We start from the raw sequence: 19,092 nt of genomic DNA on the forward strand, positions 1-19,092 counted from the left end.
GCCCACCGCCATGCTCAAAAATCAGGACTTTGCGCAGGTTGTGTCCGCCCACACATTCACGTCGGGCAACACAGGGACTTCAAGAAGGAGACCCCCGTGACGGAATCTCAACCTAACGACCCCGCTTCCGCAGGGAGTGGGCTGCTGCTCGAAGCGTTTGACCCGCAGTTGTTCCGGGAAACTTCCGAAACCGCCCTTGCGAAGCTGGAGAAACACCTTTCCGATCTCTCCATCAGGGGGCTCGAACTGACCGATCCCTCGACGTTGTCACAGGCGGCGAAAGCCTTGATGACGACGGAGCGGGAGCGGGTGGCGGCGTTCGACGAGGAAAAGCTGGCCGGAATCATCGACCTGTACATCAGGACCGGGATCCAGGTGCACTCGCCCGGATACATGGGCCGTCAGTTCTCGGGCGTCGTGCCGCTCGCCGGCGTCATCGACTTCGTCAGCTCGGTGGTCAACCAGCCGGCCTCGTTCTACGAGGCGGCGCAGCTGCCGAACGCGGTGGAACGGATCATGGCCGATGAGCTCAACAAGTTCATCGGCTGGGATCCGGCCCGGTTCACCATGGTGACCACGTCGGGCGGGTCCCTGGCCAACCTCACCGCGCTTCTCGCGGCCCGCAACCAGAAGCTGCCCGGGTACTGGTCGGAAGGCGGTTCCTCGTTGCGGGGCCAGCCGCGTCCCGCCATCGCGGTGGGTGCCGACGTGCACTACAGCGTCGCGCGGGCGGCCGGTGTGATGGGGATCGGCGAGGCCCAGCTCGTCCGGCTGCCGCTGAACAGCCGCGGGCAGATCTGCGTGGCGGACGCACGGCCCGCCCTGGACGCGGCCGAGCGGCAGAACCTGAAGGTGTTCTGCCTCGTCGCGTCGGCCGGCAGCACGTCGGTGGGCGCCTTCGATCCCCTCGACGAGCTCGCGCCGCTGGCCAGGGAGAGGGATCTCTGGCTGCACGTCGACGGCGCCCACGGAGCGAGTCTCCTGGTGTCGGACACCCTGCGCGAGAAACTGCGGGGAATCGACCAGGCGGATTCCCTGACATGGGACGCGCACAAGATGATGTTCGTGCCCGCGCCCTGCACGATGCTCTTCTACCGCGACAAGGAAGCAAGCCGCACCGCGTTCCGGCAGAAGGCCAGTTATGTGTTCGACGAGGAGCCGGACATATACACCGCGTTCGACAGCGGCGGCAAGAACTTCGAGTGCACGAAACGCCCGATGATCATGACCCTGTGGTCTCTCTGGGCCATGTACGGGCCCGCCCTGTTCGCGGAGAAGATCGAGTACCTCTGTCAATTGACGGAGGAGGCCCACGGCATCATAAGGGCGGAGCCCGACTTCGAGGCGATTCACCGTCCGGAAGCGAACATCCTGTGCTTCCGCTATCACCCGGCCGGGATCAGGAAAGAGGAAGTCCACCGTCTCCAGATCGCCATACGCAACAGCGTGAAGCTGCGGGGAAACTTCTTCATATCCAAAGTGAACGTCGACGGAGTGGCCGCACTGCGTGTGGTCATGATGAATCATCAGGTCACTGCCGAGCATTTCCGGATGCTGATTTCCGAAATCAGAAGGACAGGCCAGGAACTGCTCAGCGAAGAAGCGGGAGCAGAAACAGCTTAGAGGGGACGGATGTTGAGTACATCGCATGTTCCACCGGCCACACACGTTCCGCCGGTCACGTCGTCGCCCGGTGGCGCCCGTGAACTGGCCAACTGGCTCATTCCCGACTGGGAGTTGCTGCCGGAATCAATTGAAGCCGTAACAGCACTTCCCTCGTTCGCGAGCAAGTTACGTGAATGCGAACGGGTCTGCCTGGCGCCGTACAGCGAGGTGTCGTACGAGGTCCAGGAAGCCGTCGTACTGCGCCGTCTGCAGCAGATGGTGAACACGGTGATGCTCAATCCGCTGTGGCGCGACCGCCTGCGCGACGCGGGGACCGTGCGCGCCCCCGAGACGTACGACGCGTGGCAGCGGATCCCGCTCTCCGACAAGGACACCCAGCGCGACTTCTTCATGGAGTCACGGCCCGGCATGGTGGTGCCCCTCACCCGCGGCGAGTTCGAGATCGTGGCCAGCGGCGGCACCAGCGGCGGGCGCCCGCTCGAAGTCGTTTACTCCCTGCGGGAGTTGAAGGACACGTACGAGATCGCGGGCCGTTTCATGGGCGCCTATCAGCTCGCCGGACACCTCGCGGGCGCCGACCCCAAGTGGCTGTTCACCACGCTGGCCGACTACCAGATGTGGAGCAGCGGCACGATGGTGGGCGGCGTGCTGCAACACGTGCCCGGCGTCAACTACGTCGGCGCGGGACCCGTCACGGCCCCGGTCCTCGAGCACATGTTCTCCTACAAGGGCCCCAAGGCCCTGATGGGCATCTCCGCGGGCATCGGCATCCTGAGCGAGCTCGGTGCGGGCATGCGCAAGGAGTCCAGGGAGAGCTTCCGTGTCGCCCTGTACGGCAGCGGGGTGCTCTCGCAGCGCAAGCGGGTGGAGCTGCGGGCGCTGTATCCGAACCTGTCGATCCTCAGCTACTTCGCCGCCACCCAGGCGGAGACCATCGGGCTGCAACTCGACCACGCGTCGCCCTACCTGTCGGCGGTGCCGGGACTGCACTTCATCGAGATCGTCGACGAGAACGGGCGCTGGGTCCCCGAGGGCGAGGAGGGTGAACTGGTCGTCACCCGCCTGCACGCCCACGAGGCGCCGCTGCTCCGCCTCAAGCTCGGCGACCGCATGATCCGACGGCCGCGGACCGAGGGCCCCGGCCTGAAGACCCAGCAGTTCGAGTTCGCGGGCCGCACCGGCGACGTGCTCCACATCAACGACAGCCAGTACTCGGCCGCCCGCGCCTACGACGCCGTGCGCGACGAGCTGAAGGCCGCCGAGGCGGTTGACCTGGACGCCGTGGCGCACGACGTCCAATTCGTGAACCACCGCGAGAGCAGGACGATCACGCTGTTCGCCTCGGTCGACGACGTGCTCGGCATCTCCTACCGGACGGACACGGCCCTCGGCCCCTACGGCGTGCAGCAGGTGTTCGTGAACGCCCTGCCGCGGTCCCTCTCGCTGTTCAACCACGGGGAGGCGAACCCCGCCTCGATCGAGAGGACCGGTTACAGCTTCCAGCTCAAGTTCGTGCCCCGCCTCTCGGCCGAGATCGAGCGGACGGCCGTCGGCAAGGTCCCGCTGGTGCGGGACCGGGGTTAGCACCTACAGGAGGAGTGAGGATGAAGCCGCAAGTCAACATCATCGCGGTCGTCGACGTCATCGGAGCGCTCTCGGGCAGCACCCTGCTCGACGGCAATCTCTGCATGATGGACGACGGCGAGCACAGCAGCGCCCATCAGGGGACGCCGGACCTGTGCACCGTGGTCCAGCCGGGACAGGTCGTCTCGTGGACCGCCCTGGCCGTGGACCTCCAGACGCCGGTCGAGATCAAGAACATCTCGTTCGTGCCCGCGGACGACCGCCACGCATCGGGCCAGGGCCAGGGCCAGGCACAGGGCCGGCCGCACGGCCAGGGGCAGAGCCAGCCGCACGGGCAGGCGCAGGGCTACTCCAACGGACACGCGCAAGGCGAGCACTCCGAGGGCGACAAGCTCGACCTCGACGTGTGGACCGGCGTGGTGCCGGGCTGGCTTCAGCCCGGCGTGGCCTACCAGTACCGCCTGGAACTCCAGATGTACGAGGGCGAGAACAGCGTCATGCACATCGACACCCCCGCGTTGATGTGCCGGCAGCACTGACGGCCGGAGCGCGACGACAAGGGCCGGGAATCAAGTAGCGGCGACGAAGGCGGAAACATGCCCCAACAATTGGCGATCATCGTGCTCGTGGACGTCGGCAGTGCGCTGGAGTCCGAGTCACTCGAAGGCAACACCTACCTGTTCGACAACATGAAACTGCAGGGCTCCACCGGCCAGGGAACCGGCGAGCTCGTGACCGCGATCAACGGCTCCTACTGGCGGGACGGTTCGCAGGCCAGCGAGCAGGTGCTCAACTGGCTGCCGTACAGCCTGGGTTCCATCCCGCCGACCGTGCCCCGCGGCTATGAGGCCGACCGGGCGCGGCAGAGCGACGAGCAGGCCCTTGCCGCGCTCCAGGACCTCGCGAGCAAGTCCTCGGTCCCCGGCACCGACCAGTCCGAGCAGCTGAGCCAGGTCCGCAAGACCGTCGGTGCCCGCGTCAAGACCACGCGGCGCACGAGCGGCCGGCTGTCCGGGCAGAAGATCCTGGACGTCACCGGCAAGGTCGTCACCGAGGACAACACGGCGGCGTACACCTACCCCGCCCCCGTCATCACCGACATCTACGGCGAGGCCGTCGACTCGAAGATCATGTATCCGGCGGAGTACGGCTCCCCGGACCTGGTCACCGACGGCTGGTACTGGTCCGCGACGGTCGACACCTCGCGGCCCGGCACGTACTCGTACGTGATGCGTATCCAGCTGCACAAGCTGGTGGGGCTCAACGGCGAGCTGCGGTGGGAGGCGGTCAACCTGACCTGTCCCTCGGCCCTCAAGATCACGTCGGAGCCCCGGCGGAACGCCTTCACCAAGGCGGGCATGGGCATGCTGCCCATTCCTCCGGGAGCGGGGACACGGCCGGGCACCCCCTGATCCCGCACGGACTTCAGCCAGAAGGAGGAGCAGATGACCACCACCACGACCACGCCCAGGCGGCGCGAGAACAACACCGGGCGGCGGCCCGTCTCGATCACCGCCGTAGTGGACTGTGTGGGCGCCCTGGCAGCGGGCAACATGCAGGGCCACCTGTACATGTACGACACCAACAAGTCCGCGGGATCCACCGGCTTCGGCACCGAGGAGTTGCAGACGCGCGCCCGGAAGGGCGACCAGCTTCTGTGGAACGCCCTCGCGCTGGAGTGCGAGGCGTACGTCGCCATCGACGGCATCGAGATCGACAGCTCCATCTGCGTGCCGGAGCGCAAGGTCTATCCCGGCACCGACGTCGCCTACTGGATCGGGACGGTCAAGAAGGACGTCGCGAACGTCACGTACCGGATGAAGTTCAAGCTCGGCACGAGGGACGAACCGATCGCCACCACCCTGTCGTCGTCCCTCGTCGGCTAGGGCCGGACATGACGGCGTACGCGAAGGAGGAGCATTGACCAGCAGCGTGCAGGAGAAGTCGAGCGGCAGCGTGCACCACAAGCAGAACCCCGGGCAGCTGAACTCGGTCCAGCTGAACATCGTGACGCTCATCAACATGGAGCGAGCGGTGGAGACGGGCTCCCTGAGCGACTCGATGTACATGATGGACAACAGCATCGGCGGCAAGGGACAGGGCACGTCGTCCCTGGAGACGGTCTGCAAGCAGGGCCAGGTCCTGAACTGGATCGTGCGCCCGCTCGACATGGAGAAGCGCCCGGACGGCACTTGGCCCCCCATGCCGAAGATCAACAACATCACCTTCCTCGACACCGAACTGGGTGACGAGGAGGACGTGGCCGAACGGAAGATCTTCACCGAGCTGAAGATCTACGGCATGCCGGACCGCATGCGGGACCCCTTCACGCCGGTCTACTACTACTGGGCCGGCACGGTCCTGAGCACCGCCAAGCCGGGCGTGCACAGGTACCGGCTCGTGATGGAGCTCGAACAGGACCGCAAGAAGGAGAAGCTCTACCTGAACACGGCGATCCACCCGTCGATCAGGATTCTCGGGGTCTGACGACCGCGTGACCGCCAGGCCGGATATGGGCCTGGCGGTCATGTCGTGTCGGGCGTAGAGAGGAAGGTTCACCCAGGGCCCAGGGAGGCCGTCGTGGACAGGACCATCGGCAAGGGCACATTTCGGGACGCGTTCAAGAACCAGGTCATCGCGCTCTCCGCGCTCCCCTCGGGCACGGGTCGGCTGCTCGCCGAGCGGGCCAACGCGACAGCGGGACCCGCCGATGCCGCGCTGCGGACGAAAGCCGAGTTCAGCGCGTTGTACGACCTGCTGCTCACCGAGCAGGGCGACACCTCGGGGGACGGCAGCCTGGTCCTTCTCGACGCGCAGGGGCAGCTCACCCCGATCGGGCGGATCGTGGACGACTATCTCAACTCGGCAGAGAACAAAGCGGAGTTCTTCGCTCAGGACATGTATCAGGTCAAGGTCACCGGCTGGCCGCCCGGCGTCCTGACGGCCGACGAGGTGATGCAAGCTCCGCAAGGTGCCCGCCTCACCCTGGCCAGGAGCAGCAACCCGGAGGTCTTCCTGCTCGCGACGCCGTCGTTCTCGATGGTCAACAGCGGCAACCTGACGGCTCACGCGCCCAAGCGCTCCTGGAAGATCGACTTCGAGGTCGGCGAGAGCGAGGACCGGCTCTACGGCATGGAGCGGGTCAATCTCAAGGCGATGTACAACGACCCGTCGCAGATGCGCGAGGCCGTCGCCTGGCGGCTCCTGGAACGTGCGGGCATCCCGGCGGCGCAGCACACGTACGCGACGTTCTCGATCAACGACCGCTACATGGGACTCTTCTCGGTCATCGAGCAAGTCGACAAGAAGTTCCTCAAGGACCACTTCGGCAAGAACTCCGAGGGCAACCTCTACAAGGCGTACTGCGGCGACATCGGCTGCGCGACCCTGGAGCACCGCCCCGGCCGGGACGGCGCCGACAGCGGCCGGCAGTACTTCACCGCGGGCAGCCGGGAGGACGACCGCACGTACCGTCTGAAGACGAACGAGGACGTGCCGGCCACCGCAACGTACGACGACCTCGCCGCTCTCGTCCGCACCGTCAACGGAGTCCAACTGGGCAATGGCGAGGCCAAGTTCAGCACGGACGCCTTCCGGGACTCGGTCGAGCAGATCCTGAACGTACCGGCGTTCCTGCGCTGGGCGGGCGCCAACGTCCTGCTCGGCAGCTGGGACAACTACTTCGCCACGCCGTCGAACTACTACCTCTACAACTCCGGCCGGCTCGGCGACCCTTCGGGCTTCATGGACCGCCCGTACTTCACGTTCGTCCCCTGGGACTACGACAACAGCTCGGGCATCGACTTCTTCCAGACGCAGTGGCAGTACACCGACCTGCTCGACTGGCCCGCGATGACCCGCGACTACTGCCGGATCACGCACGCCCCGCACGAGGTCTCGCGCCTGCCGCTGTTCACGAACCTGCTGCGGCACCACGACTTCTGCCAGTACTACCTCGACCACCTCGAGTATCTCCTCGACACGGAGTTCGGGCCCGAGAGCGTCGCCGCGCTGCTCGGCACGGAGGACTCCGGGCGGACCGACGGCCTGTGGCAGCTCATCTCGTCCGCCGCGTACGGCGAGTCCACGAGCCCGCACGGACAGCCCTTCACGGGGCGGCAGTTCACCAACGACGAGGTGTACCGCGCCGCGTACCGCCAGTGGGAGCTGAGCCGCGGCTCGCAGTTCACGTACGGGATCTTCCACTACACACGCATGCGCTACGACCACGCACGCCGACAGCTTGCCGAACTGCGCAAGACCTATCCCAACGGAGCCAGCGGGGCCACGTTCCCCGGCGCGATGGAGGTACTGCCCTCATGACCGCGACCAAGAAGCAGGCGAAGGCCAAGGCGAAGCCCGACCCCAAGGCCGAGAAGGCGCGTGAGCTGCGCCTGGTCAAGGAGGCGAAGATCCAGGACCTGATCGGCGACAGTGCGGGCACCCGCCTGGAGGCGAGCGGTGTCCTCTACCGCGACGGCGCCTTCCTGATCGTCTGCGACAACCTGCCCTCCCTGATCCGGGTCAGCAGCGAGCTGTCGCCCAAGGCTCCGGAGAACGGGGTCATCAACGCCGACTGGACGAAGAAGAAGCCCGGTTCGGCCGCGACCGTGGGGTACGAGGACATCGCCCACGACGAGCGGCGCGATCGCTACTACACGCTGAGCGAGGCCGAGCCGGTCAAGCCCAAGGGCTTTCGCGCAAGCGTGCGGGAGTACGACGCGAAGCTGCGCCCGGTGGGACCGGCCGTGCATCTCGACTTCGACCTGGCGGACGCCAACAAGGGCATGGAAGGCCTGGAGTGGGTCGAGCGCTCCGGCACGGGCTACCTCCTCGCCCTGTGCGAGGGCAACCGGTGCGCGGGCGGCAAGAAGGGCAGGACACCGGGCGGCGGGCGCATCCAGGTCTTCCGGCGCGGCGGCAAGCGCTGGATCAACACGGCCACGATCCGGCTTCCCGAGTCACTGCCCTTCGAGGACTACGCCGGCGTGTCCGTGCGCGACGGACGCATCGCCGTCCTGTCGCAGGCCTCGTCCGCGCTCTGGGTGGGCCGCATCGACACCAAGAAGTGGCAGGTCGACGAGGGCATGGTGCACCGGCTGCCCACCGACGCCAAGGCCCGTGCGATGTACGGCAATCCGGAGGGCGTGTCCTGGGTCTCGTCCGACTACGTGGTGATCGTGTCCGACCGTGCGAAGAAGGGCGCGGCGAACGCGCGGTTCAAGGAGAAGGACCAGTCGGTCCACCTGTTCCTGATCCCGGGCAACAACCGCTGAGCCGCCGTGCGCCGGACTCTCGCGGGCGGGGCTAAGGCGCGCCGGGCCGGTCGGCCGCCCACAGGCCGCGTACGTGGCCGAGGTGGCGGGTCATCACGGCGCGCACGGCGTCCTCGTCGCGGGCGAGCAGCGCGTCGAGGATCTCCAGGTGCTCCTCGGCCGAGGCTTCGAGCCGGCCCGCGTCGACCAGTGCCTGGAGCCCGTACAGGCGCGAACGCTTGCGCAGGTCGCCGACCACTTCGACCAGGTGGTCGTTGCCTTGAAGCGCGAGCAGACCGAGGTGGAAGCGGATGTCGGCCTCGACGTACGCGATGAGGTCGCCGTCCGCCGCCGCGGTCACGATCGCCCGCGCGGCCGGGCGCAGTGCTTCGAGCGCGGCGGGGTCCGCCGACGTGGCGAGCTCCGCCGTGGTGGGGATCTCGATCAGTGCGCGGATGTGCTTGTACTCGTCGAGCTGCTTTTCGGAGACAGCGGTGACCCGGAAGCCCTTGTTCGGCACCGTGTCGACGAGGCCCTCCTTGGCGAGGTCGAGCATGGCCTCGCGCACCGGGGTGGCGGAGACGCCGAAGCGCACCGCGAGGGTGGGCGCGGAGTAGACCTCGCCCGGGCGCAGCTCGCCCGCGATGAGGGCGGCCCGGAGCGCGTCCGCGACCCGCTCGCGGTAGCTGCTGCGGGTGCCGCCCAGGCTCGGCAGGGCGGGGGCTGCGGACGGAGCGCGGTTGCGCTGGGCGGCCATGGGGGCGGTCCTCCTTGGTGCAATGTCACGTGCCGTGAGTATCCCGGGCCCGCGGTGCTCCGCGGACCCTCGCCGCTTCAGAGGACGAAGCCGGCGGGGAACGGGTCGTCCGGGTCGAGGAGGTACTGCGCGGTGCCGGTCACCCAGGCGCGTCCGGTGAAGCTGGGCAGGACGGCGGGGATGCCCGCGACGTCCGTGGTCCCGAGCAGGCGTCCGCCGAACTTCGTACCGATGAAGGACTCGTTGACGAACTCCGTGTCCAGGGGCAGTTCGCCGCGCGCGTGCAGCTGGGCCATGCGCGCGCTCGTCCCCGTCCCGCATGGCGAGCGGTCGAACCAGCCGGGGTGGATGGCCATCGCGTGCCGTGAGTGCCGGGCGGTGGCGCCGGGCGCGTAGAGGTGGACGTGGTGGCAGCCGCGGATGGACGCGTCCAGGGGGTGCACCGGTTCGCCCTCGGCGTTGATGGCCTCCATCAGCGAGAGACCCGCCGCGAGGATGTCGTCCTTCCGGTCGCGCTCGAAGGGGAGGCCGAACTGGTCCAGGGGCAGGATCGCGTAGAAGTTGCCGCCGTAGGCCAGGTCGTACGTCACCGTGCGGCCGTCGGGCAGGGTGATCTTGCGGTCGAGGGCGACGGCGAAGGACGGTACGTTCCGCAGGGTGACCGCCTTGGCCGCACCGTCCCGCACGGCGACCTCGGCGACGACGAGGCCCGCCGGGGTGTCGAGGCGGATCGTGGTGACCGGCTCGACGACCTCGACCATGCCGGTCTCGACGAGGACGGTGGCGACGCCGATGGTGCCGTGCCCGCACATCGGCAGATAGCCCGACACCTCGATGTAGATCACGCCGTAGTCGCAGTCGGCCCTGGTGGGCGGCTGGAGGATCGCGCCGCTCATCGCCGCGTGGCCCCGGGGTTCGTTCATCAGGAGCTGCTTGATGTCGTCGCGGTGCTCGCGGAAGTGGAGCCTGCGCTCGTTCATCGTCGCGCCGGGGACGGTGCCGATACCGCCGGTGATCACCCGCGTCGGCATGCCTTCGGTGTGCGAGTCGACCGCGTGCAGGACGAGTTTGCTGCGCATGTGCGGTGCCTTTCGTACGACGGCGGCGGGGCGTGCGTCAGGCGAGTCCGGCGGCGATGGCGCGCTCGCTCGCGGTGCGCACCGCCTTCTCCTGCTCGGGCAGCAACGGCACCCGCGGGGGGCGGCACGGGCCGCCGTGGCGTCCGGCGATGTCCATGGACAACTTGATGGCTTGCACGAACTCGGGTTTGGAGTCCCAGCGCAGCAGCGGGTGCAGCTGCCGGTAGAGCTTGCCCGCCGTCTCCAGGTCACCGGCCACCGCGGCGCGGTAGAGCTCGACACATGCCGCGGGGAGCATGTTCGGGTAGCCGGCGATCCAGCCCTTGGCGCCCGCGACGGCGAGTTCGAGCAGAACGTCGTCGGCGCCGGCCAACAGGTCCAGTTCCGGGGCGAGTTCGGCGATGCGGTACGCGCGGCGTACGTCGCCGGAGAACTCCTTGACGGCGTGGACGTAGCCGTCGGCGTGCAGCTTCGCGAGGAGTTCCGGCACGAGGTCGACCTTGGTGTCGACGGGGTTGTTGTACGCGACGACCGGCAGGCCGGCCCCGGCGACCTCCGCGTAGTGCGCGAGGACGGAGCGTTCGTCGGCGCGGTAGGCGTTCGGGGGCAGCAGCATCACTGACGCGCAGCCCGCGTCCTTGGCCTGCTCGGCCCAGCGGCGGGCCTCCGCGGAGCCGTACGCGGCGACACCGGGCAGCACGCGCTGCCCGCCGACCGCCGCGACGGCGGTCTCCACGACCTTGGCCCGCTCCTCTGGGGTGAGCACCTGGTACTCGCCGAGCGATCCGTTGGGCACGACGCCGTCACAGCCGTTCTCGACGAGCCAGGCACAGTGGTCGGCGAAGCGGCGGTAATCGACGGAGAGATCGTCGTTCAGCGGGAGCGCGGTGGCTACGAGGACGCCGTGCCAGGGGCGGGGGCGGGGGCGGTCTGCGGGGGCGTTCATGGGCGTGATCCCTTCGTTGCGGTGCGGGGCTATGAGGGGTTCTGTTCGTCGTCGGCGGGCCCGCCTTCGGGGGCCTGTTCGTCGGTGGCCCGTGCGAGCACGCCGAGAGGCACCGGCCTGGCGAACGGCCGCCGGGCGGACCGCTCCTCGCAGCCCGCGAGCCCGGCGACGGCCGCCGAGCACATCCGGCCCTGGCACCAGCCCATGCCGGCCCGGGTCAGGAGTTTCACGGACCGCGCGTCGGTGGCCCCGAGCTCCTCGACGGCCTCGCGGACGGCCGACGCGGGGACCTCCTCGCAGCGGCAGACGAGAGTGTCGTCGCGCAGCTGCTCGGCCCAGTGCGCGGGCGGTACGTACACGGCGGCGAGGGCTGCGGCGAACTTACGCGCTCGCGTACGGGACTTGGCGGCGGCAGCCCATGTGCGGGGGTCGGGTGCGGCGCCCCGGAGCCTCGCGGCGGCCGAGCGTCCGGCGATGTGTCCCTCGGCGAGCGAGAGGGCGGCGCCGCCGATACCGATGGTTTCGCCGGCGGCCCAGACGCCGGGTACGTCGGTGCGCTGCTCGGCGTCGACGGCGACGTTCACCCCGTCGACGCGGCAGCCGAGTCCTTCGGCGAGATCGGTGTGCGGCAGCATGCCGTGACCGACGGCGAGGGTGTCGCAGGCGATGCGCCGCTCGGTGCCGGGCCTGACGCGCCCGGCGGGGTCGAGCGCGGCGATGGTCACGGCCTCGACGGAGTCCTTGCCGTGCGCCTCGACGACGGTGTGCCGGGCGGCCAACGGCACGCGGTGACGCAGAAGTTGAGCGAGGTAGCCGACGCCTTCGGCAAGCTTGTCCGGATGGGCGGCGAGTGCGGCCGAGCGCCCCGCGAAGTGGCTCGGGCCCGCGGCCTCGACCAGGGCGGCCACCTCCGCACCGGCCGCCGCGAGCCCGACGGCGACGGGCATGAGCAGCGGCCCGGCCCCGGCCACGACGGCGGTACGCCCCGGCAGTACGAGCCCACCCTTGAGCATGGCCTGCGCACCACCGGCGGTGAGGACACCGGGCAGAGTCCAGCCGGGAAACGGCAGAACCTTCTCGTACCCCCCGGTGGCAAGGACCACGGCATCGGCGTACACGGCCACGGAGTCCTCCTGCTCCGGCCCGGGCAGCGCGTGCACGGCAAAGTGGCGTCGGTCGCTTCCGCCGGGGCCGCGTCCGTCGGGGTTGCCGGGGTCACGCCCCTCGGGCACCTCCCCGACGCGCTCCACGAACCAGACATGACGCTCCGTCATGTGCTGTACGCGGCCAGCCGAAACCTGCTGCGCGAGCCCGTCCCGCAGTCGCTCCCACGTCCGCCACTGATGATGCAGCGCCTTCGGATGCCGCGCACCGAGCGCCTCGGCGGGCTGTCGGTAGAACTGGCCGCCCGCCTGTGCGGCAGAGTCGAGCAGCGTCACCCGTACGCCGCGCAGGGCCGCCGCCAGCGCCGCCGAGAGCCCCGCGGGACCGGCGCCCACCACGGCGAGCGTGGGTGCGGGGCTCATCGCCGCTCCCCCGGCCCGTCCACACCGTGACCGTCACCGTCCTGCGTGCGGATCTCGTCGCCCGGCGCCGCGGGCACCAGACAAGCCCGTTGATTGATACGCCCGTTGACCTCTACCAGGCAGTCGAAGCAGACGCCGATGCCGCAGAAGACGCCCCTCGGTTCTCCCCGGTGTCGCGTGGTGCGCCAGGACACGACGCCCGCCGTCCAGAGCGCGGCAGCCACCGTCTGGCCCGGCAGGGCCGGGATCTCCCGGCCGTCGAACGTGACGGTGTGCGGCGGGCCCGGGCGGGCGCCGGCCAGGTTCAGGGGGGTGCGCTTGCTCATGACGCCTCCTCGGCCGGGCTGTCCGCGAAACGGTCGGGGCGGAAGGGGGTGAGGTCCAGGTCCGGGACTCCCCCGGCCATGACTTGGGCGATCAAGTGCCCGGTGCCCGCCGCCAGCCCGATCCCCGCCCCCTCGTGACCGCAGGCATGGAAGAGTCCCGGCACCCGGCTGTCGGCACCGATGGCGGGGAGGTGGTCCGGCATGTAGGGGCGGAAGCCCACGTACGCGCGCATCGCGCTGACGCCCGCCAGGAACGGGAAGAGCCGGGTCGCCCCCGCCGCGAGGGCCCGCATGACCGGCAGGGAGAAGGAGCGGTCGAAGCCGACGCGCTCGCGGCTCGCACCGATCAGGACCGGCCCCGCGGCCGTGCCCTCGACCACCGGCGACGTCTGGAGCGCGGCGGATCCGCTGGCCACGTCGGCCACATAGTCGGCGGCGTACACCTTGTGCCGGACCATCCGCGGCAGCGGTTCGGTGACCAGGACGAAGCCGCGCCGCGGCAGCACCGGCAGGCGCACTCCCGCGAGGGCGGCCACGTCCCCGCCCCAGGTACCGGCCGCGTTCACGACGTACGGGGCGTGGATCTCGCCGTGGTCGGTACGGACCCCGCGCACCTCTCCGCCGGTGGTGCGCAGCACGGCGGTGACGGTTCTGCCGGTGAGCAGGCGGGCACCCAAACCCCGCGCCGTACGCACCAGTTGCGCCGCAGCCAGCGACGGCATCACCTGGCAGTCCTGCGGGTAGAAGACGCCGCCCGGCGTGCCGGGAGCGAGATGCGGCTCCAGTTCGTACAGCTCGGCGTCCGTGACGACCCGCGCGTCGACCCCGGCGTCACGCTGTCCCGCCGCGAACTCCCCGAGTGCCGCGAGCCCTTCGCCCGAGGACGCCACGACGACTCCGCCTTTGGCCTCGAACTCGATACTCGCGCCCAGCCCCGGCTCGGCGGCCAGCCGGGACCACAAGCGGCCCGAGAGGAGGGCGAGTTCGAGTTCCGGGCCAGGCTCCTTGTCGGAGACCAGGAGGTTGCCCTCGCCGGATCCGGTCGTTCCACCGGCCACCGGGCCGCGGTCCACAAGGACGACGGAGAACCCGGCCCGCGCGGCGTAAAGGGCGCACGCGGCGCCCACCATCCCGGCGCCGACTACCACAACATCGCAGGTCAGCTGCTTTGTCACGCCAGTACTATGTCACATGTTCCCTTATGGGCCAAGGGTCTCTACGCTGGCAGAACCGCCACCGAACACTCCGCCGCCGGCCCCGGAACGGGGCAGAAAAGGTGAACCCCATGGCCAAGCCCAAGGCGCGCAAGAACGCTCTGTACCCCGAGGTCTCCGGCGAGCTCTCCGCCCTGATGCGGACGGGCTGGGCCGACACCGAGCAGCGCGACCTGCGCCCCTCCGAACAGGCACCGCACGCCGCGCGCCGCCGCGCAGCCCTGTCCGCGCTGTTCCCGGGCGAGCGCCTGGTGATCCCCTCGGGAAGGCTCAAACTCCGGTCGAACGACGACCATTACCCTTTCCGCCCCTACTCCGCCTACGTCCACATGACCGGCGACCGGGCGAGGGACTGCGCCCTGGTCCTCGAACCACGCGCCGGCGACGAGCGCGGCCACGACGCGCACCTCTACCAACTCCCCCGCGACAGCCGGGACAGCGACGAGTTCTGGACCGGCATGACGGCCGAGTTGTGGATGGGCCGCAGGCGCAGCCTCGCCGAGGCCGAACTGCTCTACGGCCTGCCCTGCCGCGACGTACGCGACGCCCCGGCCGAACTCGCCGCCGCCCCCGCCGTGCCGACCCGGATCGTGCGCGGCCACGACCCCGACCTCGAAGCGGCGGTGACGACCGACGAGGAGCGCGACGCCGAACTGGAGGAGGCGCTCTCGGGTCTGCGCCTGGTCAAGGACGACTGGGAGATCGGCGAGCTGCGCAAGGCGGTGGACTCCACGGTCCGCGGATTCACGGATGTCGTACGGGAGTTGAGCACCGCCGTCGCCACGTCGGAGCGCTGGATCGAGGGCACCTTCTTCCGCCGCGCCCGCCTGGAGGGCAACCACGTCGGCTACGGCTCGATCTGCGCGGCGGGCGAGCACGCCACGATCATGCACTGGCAGGAGAACGACGGCCCGGTGCGTCCCGGCGAACTCCTGCTCCTGGACGCGGGCGTGGAGACCCACACCCTCTACACCGCCGACGTCACGCGCACGCTCCCCATCGGCGGCGCTTTCTCCCCTCTGCAGCGCAAGATCTACGACGCGGTGTACGAGGCGCAGGAGGCGGGCATCGCCGCCGTGAAGCCGGGTGCCGCGTACCGCGACTTCCACGACGCGGCGCAGCGGCACCTCGCGCACAAGCTCGTCGAGTGGGGCCTGCTCGACGGTGACCCGGAGCGGGTCTTCGAACTCGCCCTGCAGCGGCGCTTCACCATGGCGGGCACCGGACACATGCTGGGCCTCGACGTCCACGACTGCGCCCGGGCGCGCACCGAGGACTATGTGGGCGGCGTGCTCGAAGAGGGCATGGTCCTCACCGTCGAACCCGGCCTGTACTTCCAGCCGGACGATCTCACCGTGCCCGAGGAGTACCGGGGCATCGGGGTCCGTATCGAGGACGACATCCTCGTCACGGCCGACGGCAACGAGAACCTGTCGGCGGGCCTGCCGCGCGAGGCCTCGGCGGTCGAGGCCTGGATGAGCGGCCTGACGCAGGACCACTAGGGGCCGGCCCACCGACCGCGGCTCGCGCGTTTGCGGGCGGCGGCCTGGCAGGATCGCCCTGTGGCTCACTTCCGGATCGACCGCGCATCGTCCCTGCCCGCCGACGAGGCCTGGCGCCGGCTCACCACATGGGAACGGCATGCCGACGCGGTCCCGCTGACGCGGGTGTACGTGCGGACGCCGCCGCCCGGCGGGGAGGGGACGGTGTTCGTCGCCCGCAGCGGGATCGGCCCGGTCGGGTTCGACGACGTGATGGAGGTCGTGACCTGGCGGCCTGCCTCGGAGGGCGGCGGGGGCAGGTGCCGTCTGGAGAAGCGGGGGTCGTTCGTGACGGGCTGGGCCGAGATCGAGGTGTCCCCCGGGCCGGTGTCCGGTTCGACGGTCGCCTGGCAGGAAGAGCTGAATGTGCGGTGGCTGCCGCGTTTCCTGGACGGCGCGCTCAAGGCCGCGGCGCGCTGGATGTTCGCCCGCGCGGTGCACCGCCTGCTGTCCTCTCCCCCGCCCCGCCGTCCCGCCTGACGGGGGCAGCCCCGCCCGCCCCGCTCACGCGGAAGGACGGGGCCGCCCCGTCTCCGCGTCCAGGCGCAGGCCGGGGAACCTCTCGAACAGCGCGGCCAGCGCCACCCCGGCGTCCGGTCCGGCCGGCGGGTGGCGCCGTGCCGCAGCGGCAGGTTCGCGATGGACGGCGCGAAGCGCAGGTCGCCTCGATGACGTCGCTCCACGCCGCCCGCAGGAGGGCGAGGCAGACGCGGGTCCGCGGCAGCCCCTAGCCCCGGGGAGCCCCCGTCCGGCCGTGCAGCGTCCGCGCCACCCTCGGTCCGAGCCACCGCTTCATCCTGCGCAGCGGCTCCAACTGCTCCGCCGCGCGGTCGATCCGGTAGTACAGCTGCGGCGGGATGTGCGGCAGAAGCGGCGAGTGGCGCTGGCCGAGGAGCGCGAACATCTGGGCCGGGTCGAGCCCGATGTAGCGCGGCAGGTTCTCGTACCACTGGGCGCTGTAGCGGGCCGCGCTCTGCACGGAGAGGAGGGCCGACCTGCGCTCCCGCTCGTAGCGCGCGAGGGCGGGGCCGAGATCCGGGGGCCCGTCCGTGCTCCCCCGCAGTGCTCCCGCGAGGCCGATCGCGTCCTCCAGGGCGAGTGTCGTGCCGGCGCCGATCGAGTAGTGCGTGGTGTGGGCGGCGTCGCCGAGCAGGACCACGTTGCCGCGCCGCCACGTGCGGTTGGTCAGCGTGCGGAAGTTGAGCCACTGCGCGCTGCCGTCGCCCTTGGCGCGGCCGATCAGGCGGTGGCCGTCCAGCGGCCCGGCGAAGAGCCGCTCCAGGAGAGCCAGACCGTCGGCCTCGCTCGCCTCGTGCAGGCCGAGGCCGGTCCAGGTCTCCGGGGAGCACTCGACGACGCAGGTGCTCTGCTCGTCGCTGAAGCGGTAGCCGTAACACCAGATCCAGCCGTGCGCGGTTTCCACGAAGGCGAAGGTGAAGGAGTCGAAAACCTTGGTGGTGCCGAGCCAGATGTACTTGTTCCGCCCGATCGAGACCTCCGGGCCGAAGTGCCCCGCGTGGCGTTCGCGCAGCGCGCTCCGCACGCCGTCGCCCGCGACGATGAGGTCGGCGCCGGGCAGCTGGGCCGCGGCCGTGATCTCCGACTCGAACTCGACGCGCACGCCGAGGGACCTGGCCCGGTCGGCGAGGATGTCGAGCAGCCGGTGGCGCCCGATGCCGTGGCCCTCGTCGCCGTGGTGGACGGTGGTGCGGTCGCCGACGTGCGCGACGCCGTCGCTCCAGCGGACCGAGTGCTCGCTGATGGCGTCGGCGGACTCGGGGTCCCCGGCGCGGAGCTTTTCGAGGAGTCCGCCCCAGTAGGTGACCCCCCAGCCGTAGGTCGACCCGGCCGGGTTCCGTTCGTGGACGGTGATGTCGTGGGACGGGTCCTGCCGCTTGAGCAGGATCGAGAGGTACAGGGCGGCGGGTCCGCCGCCGACGCAGGCGACCTTCACGGATGCTCCCATTGCGTCACAAAGTGGTCATTATGTAACGCAACGTAGCAGGCATATGACATGATTCCCTGGATATCGGGCAGCGCCGTCCGGGGGCGTCAGGCCACGGAGCCGATGCGCCCCGCGGGCGGGCGCGAGCCGTCGTGGTGGATCGGCGTGTGCGCGCCGGTCAGCGAGACCCCGCTGCCGCCCCGCCGGTTCGCGACGATCTCCGCGGCGATCGAAAGGGCCGTCTCCTCCGGGGTGCGCGCCCCCAGGTCGAGGCCGATGGGCGAGCGCAGGCGGCTCAACTCCAGCTCGCTCACGCCGACTTCGCGCAGCCGGGCGTTGCGGTCCTCGTGCGTGCGGCGCGATCCCATCGCGCCCACGTAGGAGACCGGGAGGCGCAGGGCCAGTTCGAGCAGGGGCACGTCGAACTTGGCGTCGTGCGTCAGGACGCACAGGACGGTGCGCCTGTCGACCTCCGTGCGCTCCAGGTACTCGTGCGGCCACTCGACGACGATCTCGTCGGCGTCGAGAAAGCGCGCCGCGGTGGCGAACACGGGCCGCGCGTCACACACGGTGACGCGGTAACCGAGGAACTTGCCGACCCTGACGAGCGCCGAAGCGAAGTCGATGGCGCCGAACACGATCATGCGGGGCGGCGGGACGCTGGACTCGACCAGAAGCGTGAGCGGCTGCCCGCAGCGCGAGCCGTCCTCCCCGATCACGACCGTGCCCGTGCGGCCCGCGTCCAGCATCGCGCGGGCCTCGCCCGCCGCCGTGCGGTCCAGTTCGGGGTGGCCGCCGAGCCCGCCCTCATGAGCGGCGTCGGCGTCCGGACGTACGAGAAGGGCCCGGCCCACCAGCTCCGGGGGCCCGGCGGTGATCCGCGCGAGCGCCGCCGACTCGCCGGCGGCCGCCGCCGCGAGCGCGACGGCGAAGACCGGCCGTGCGCGGGAGTCCGCGCGGACCGGGGTGACGAGGATGTCGATGATTCCGCCGCAGGTCAGGCCCACGGCGAAGGCGTCCTCGTCGCTGTATCCGAAGCGTTCGAGCACGCTCTCGCCGTCTTCGAGCGCCTGCCGGCACAGCTCGTAGACGGCGCCTTCCACACACCCGCCGGAGACGGACCCGATCGCGGTGCCGTCCGAGTCGACGGCCAGGGCCGCGCCCGGCTGCCGGGGCGCGCTGCCGCCGACCGCCACCACGGTGGCGACGGCGAAGTCACGTCCCTGCTCGACCCACCGGTCCAACTCTTCGGCGATGTCCAGCATGTCCGTCTCCTAACGGGTGTGTGGTCAA

At 70.2% G+C, this 19,092-nt stretch carries 18 protein-coding genes; 10 read left to right on the forward strand and 8 right to left on the reverse strand.

Translation table 11 applies throughout. The annotated features are described in order from the left end of the window. The first annotated feature begins 96 nt into the window (after positions 1-96). The 8 genes from IE226_RS17695 to IE226_RS17730 all read left to right on the forward strand — a co-directional run bounded on the left by IE226_RS17695 (position 97) and on the right by IE226_RS17730 (position 8,486). Positions 97-1,623 carry a pyridoxal phosphate-dependent decarboxylase family protein gene (locus IE226_RS17695; RefSeq protein ID WP_190082233.1) on the forward strand — a complete coding sequence of 509 codons (1,527 nt, stop codon included), beginning with the start codon at positions 97-99 and terminating at the stop codon, positions 1,621-1,623. Positions 1,624-1,632: 9 nt separating this feature from the next. Then, entirely contained in the window at positions 1,633-3,210 is a 1,578-nt protein-coding gene (locus IE226_RS17700) for a phenylacetate--CoA ligase family protein (RefSeq protein ID WP_190082234.1), read from the forward strand. Positions 3,211-3,230: 20 nt separating this feature from the next. Next, positions 3,231-3,749 carry a DUF8788 domain-containing protein gene (locus IE226_RS17705; protein WP_190082235.1) on the forward strand — a complete coding sequence of 173 codons (519 nt, stop codon included), beginning with the start codon at positions 3,231-3,233 and terminating at the stop codon, positions 3,747-3,749. Between the two features lie 57 nt (positions 3,750-3,806). Beyond that, complete coding sequence (locus IE226_RS17710) at positions 3,807-4,622, forward strand: DUF8788 domain-containing protein (protein ID WP_190082236.1); 816 nt, start codon at positions 3,807-3,809, stop codon at positions 4,620-4,622. A gap of 33 nt (positions 4,623-4,655) precedes the next feature. Beyond that, positions 4,656-5,096, forward strand: a complete 441-nt coding sequence (locus IE226_RS17715) for a DUF8788 domain-containing protein (RefSeq protein WP_190082237.1) — start codon at positions 4,656-4,658, stop codon at positions 5,094-5,096. 34 nt (positions 5,097-5,130) lie between these two features. Then, a complete protein-coding gene (locus IE226_RS17720; RefSeq protein WP_190082238.1) occupies positions 5,131-5,697 on the forward strand; it encodes a DUF8788 domain-containing protein in 567 nt (188 codons plus the stop codon). A gap of 93 nt (positions 5,698-5,790) precedes the next feature. Beyond that, positions 5,791-7,533 carry a CotH kinase family protein gene (locus tag IE226_RS17725; protein ID WP_190082239.1) on the forward strand — a complete coding sequence of 581 codons (1,743 nt, stop codon included), beginning with the start codon at positions 5,791-5,793 and terminating at the stop codon, positions 7,531-7,533. Then, the gene (locus IE226_RS17730; RefSeq protein WP_190082240.1) at positions 7,530-8,486 is read left to right on the forward strand and encodes an SdiA-regulated/phytase-like domain-containing protein; all 957 of its coding nucleotides are present in this window, start codon (positions 7,530-7,532) and stop codon (positions 8,484-8,486) included. The genes IE226_RS17725 and IE226_RS17730 overlap by 4 nt, the downstream gene beginning before the upstream one ends. A gap of 31 nt (positions 8,487-8,517) precedes the next feature. Here IE226_RS17730 and IE226_RS17735 read toward each other — a convergent pair whose 3' ends face one another. The 6 genes from IE226_RS17735 to IE226_RS17760 all read right to left on the reverse strand — a co-directional run bounded on the left by IE226_RS17735 (position 8,518) and on the right by IE226_RS17760 (position 14,274). Continuing rightward, positions 8,518-9,222 (reverse strand): GntR family transcriptional regulator, encoded by a 705-nt coding sequence (locus IE226_RS17735; RefSeq protein ID WP_190082241.1) that lies wholly within the window; start codon positions 9,220-9,222, stop codon positions 8,518-8,520. Between the two features lie 77 nt (positions 9,223-9,299). Continuing rightward, positions 9,300-10,301, reverse strand: coding sequence for a proline racemase family protein (locus tag IE226_RS17740; protein ID WP_190082242.1), 1,002 nt, complete (start codon positions 10,299-10,301; stop codon positions 9,300-9,302). A gap of 37 nt (positions 10,302-10,338) precedes the next feature. Then, complete coding sequence (locus IE226_RS17745) at positions 10,339-11,247, reverse strand: dihydrodipicolinate synthase family protein (protein ID WP_190082243.1); 909 nt, start codon at positions 11,245-11,247, stop codon at positions 10,339-10,341. 29 nt (positions 11,248-11,276) lie between these two features. Beyond that, complete coding sequence (locus tag IE226_RS17750) at positions 11,277-12,773, reverse strand: FAD-dependent oxidoreductase (RefSeq protein WP_190082244.1); 1,497 nt, start codon at positions 12,771-12,773, stop codon at positions 11,277-11,279. Continuing rightward, the gene (locus IE226_RS17755) at positions 12,770-13,099 is read right to left on the reverse strand and encodes a (2Fe-2S)-binding protein (RefSeq protein WP_190082245.1); all 330 of its coding nucleotides are present in this window, start codon (positions 13,097-13,099) and stop codon (positions 12,770-12,772) included. The genes IE226_RS17750 and IE226_RS17755 overlap by 4 nt, the downstream gene beginning before the upstream one ends. Then, the gene (locus IE226_RS17760) at positions 13,096-14,274 is read right to left on the reverse strand and encodes an NAD(P)/FAD-dependent oxidoreductase (RefSeq protein WP_190082246.1); all 1,179 of its coding nucleotides are present in this window, start codon (positions 14,272-14,274) and stop codon (positions 13,096-13,098) included. Before IE226_RS17760 ends, IE226_RS17755 begins: the two co-directional genes overlap by 4 nt. A gap of 110 nt (positions 14,275-14,384) precedes the next feature. On the opposite strand from IE226_RS17760, the gene IE226_RS17765 reads away from it, so the two are divergent. Together IE226_RS17765 and IE226_RS17770 are read left to right on the forward strand one after the other, a co-directional pair. Then, complete coding sequence (locus IE226_RS17765) at positions 14,385-15,815, forward strand: aminopeptidase P family protein (RefSeq protein WP_190082247.1); 1,431 nt, start codon at positions 14,385-14,387, stop codon at positions 15,813-15,815. 60 nt (positions 15,816-15,875) lie between these two features. Next, positions 15,876-16,334 (forward strand): SRPBCC family protein, encoded by a 459-nt coding sequence (locus IE226_RS17770; RefSeq protein WP_190082248.1) that lies wholly within the window; start codon positions 15,876-15,878, stop codon positions 16,332-16,334. 247 nt (positions 16,335-16,581) lie between these two features. On the opposite strand, the gene IE226_RS17775 is transcribed toward IE226_RS17770, so the two are convergent. Then, the gene (locus tag IE226_RS17775; protein WP_229871144.1) at positions 16,582-17,820 is read right to left on the reverse strand and encodes an FAD-dependent monooxygenase; all 1,239 of its coding nucleotides are present in this window, start codon (positions 17,818-17,820) and stop codon (positions 16,582-16,584) included. 86 nt (positions 17,821-17,906) lie between these two features. Continuing rightward, positions 17,907-19,064 (reverse strand): XdhC family protein, encoded by a 1,158-nt coding sequence (locus tag IE226_RS17780; RefSeq protein WP_190082249.1) that lies wholly within the window; start codon positions 19,062-19,064, stop codon positions 17,907-17,909. Positions 19,065-19,092 lie beyond the last annotated feature (28 nt).

This window comes from Streptomyces longisporoflavus, from assembly GCF_014649775.1.
Classification (GTDB): Bacteria; Actinomycetota; Actinomycetes; order Streptomycetales; family Streptomycetaceae; genus Streptomyces; species Streptomyces longisporoflavus.

Excerpts from the sequence above, each read along its gene's own strand:
- IE226_RS17750 (WP_190082244.1), bottom strand. The coding sequence starts at position 12,773 with ATGAGCCCCGCACCCACGCTCGCCGTGGTGGGCGCCGGTCCCGCGGGG.
- IE226_RS17745 (WP_190082243.1), bottom strand. The coding sequence starts at position 11,247 with ATGAACGCCCCCGCAGACCGCCCCCGCCCCCGCCCCTGGCACGGCGTC.
- IE226_RS17735 (WP_190082241.1), bottom strand. The coding sequence starts at position 9,222 with ATGGCCGCCCAGCGCAACCGCGCTCCGTCCGCAGCCCCCGCCCTGCCG.
- IE226_RS17765 (WP_190082247.1), top strand. The coding sequence starts at position 14,385 with ATGGCCAAGCCCAAGGCGCGCAAGAACGCTCTGTACCCCGAGGTCTCC.
- IE226_RS17755 (WP_190082245.1), bottom strand. The coding sequence starts at position 13,099 with ATGAGCAAGCGCACCCCCCTGAACCTGGCCGGCGCCCGCCCGGGCCCG.
- IE226_RS17740 (WP_190082242.1), bottom strand. The coding sequence starts at position 10,301 with ATGCGCAGCAAACTCGTCCTGCACGCGGTCGACTCGCACACCGAAGGC.
- IE226_RS17700 (WP_190082234.1), top strand. The coding sequence starts at position 1,633 with ATGTTGAGTACATCGCATGTTCCACCGGCCACACACGTTCCGCCGGTC.
- IE226_RS17780 (WP_190082249.1), bottom strand. The coding sequence starts at position 19,064 with ATGCTGGACATCGCCGAAGAGTTGGACCGGTGGGTCGAGCAGGGACGT.
- IE226_RS17710 (WP_190082236.1), top strand. The coding sequence starts at position 3,807 with ATGCCCCAACAATTGGCGATCATCGTGCTCGTGGACGTCGGCAGTGCG.
- IE226_RS17730 (WP_190082240.1), top strand. The coding sequence starts at position 7,530 with ATGACCGCGACCAAGAAGCAGGCGAAGGCCAAGGCGAAGCCCGACCCC.
- IE226_RS17775 (WP_229871144.1), bottom strand. The coding sequence starts at position 17,820 with ATGGGAGCATCCGTGAAGGTCGCCTGCGTCGGCGGCGGACCCGCCGCC.
- IE226_RS17715 (WP_190082237.1), top strand. The coding sequence starts at position 4,656 with ATGACCACCACCACGACCACGCCCAGGCGGCGCGAGAACAACACCGGG.
- IE226_RS17705 (WP_190082235.1), top strand. The coding sequence starts at position 3,231 with ATGAAGCCGCAAGTCAACATCATCGCGGTCGTCGACGTCATCGGAGCG.